Raw genomic sequence first — 768 nt, 5'->3', positions numbered from 1 at the left:
CCCCACTCCCTATTCCGTGTGTGTTGTGGTGTTGTGGTCGTGTTATTTCTTACACATAACCACATACCGCCCCTGCGGCGTGGGGGTTCCCCGCTTGGCGGCGCTGTCGTGCAGGGAACCCTCCGCACGGATGGCCCGACGCGGCTGCTGTCACCGGAAGCCATGGACGACTGGTCGACGGCTTTGGACGAGCTCTCCAGCGGGCAGGTCATCCGCTGGCCGGTCATGGGCGAGACCGAGATCCGGATGGCGATCGACAGGCAGTTCTCGATGCCCCGCCCCATCGTCACGGTGGACGACAGCGCTGAGTCCGGCGTTTCGATCCGCGTCGTTCTGGACCCGGGAGACGGCTGGTTGGACAGCCTGCGAGAGCAACTCGGTCGGGTGCGGCAGACATGGCCGAACCAGGTCGTCACGACACCGCGGTCAAGAAGCTACTGGCAATAAGTTCAGGCGCCGTCGGCAGATGAGTGCGCATCCGGGGGCGAGGAAGCCTTCGTGGATGTCGTCGCGGATTTCCCGGTGGACGGGCAGACGACGGAACCAGTGCAGGTGGGCGAGGCACGTTCCACGACCTAACGCTGGGTGGTGTTGGGGTTGGTGTCCGGGCTGTGGGGTGCGGGGTGGGGGGTTGGGGGTGGGGGGTTATTGGGGTGTGGTGGTGATGGTGGCGGTGAAGATGGTGGTGTTTTGTTGGTGGCCGGTGATGTGGGTGGTGGTGTGGGTGGTGGTGTGGGTGGTGGTGTGGGGGGTGGCGTGGGGGTGGTG

At 65.2% G+C, this 768-nt stretch carries 1 protein-coding gene; it reads left to right on the top strand.

Translation table 11 applies throughout. The annotated features are described in order from the left end of the window. Nucleotides 1-108: 108 nt before the first annotated feature. Nucleotides 109-447, top strand: coding sequence for a DUF5959 family protein (locus ACFW6B_RS37660; RefSeq protein ID WP_386603738.1), 339 nt, complete (start codon nucleotides 109-111; stop codon nucleotides 445-447). Nucleotides 448-768: the final 321 nt, after the last annotated feature.

The organism is Streptomyces sp. NPDC058751, from assembly GCF_042746485.1.
Lineage (GTDB): Bacteria > Actinomycetota > Actinomycetes > Streptomycetales > Streptomycetaceae > Streptomyces.
Note: the sequence above shows the minus strand (reverse complement) of the source record. Positions and strands in the feature narration are given on the sequence as shown.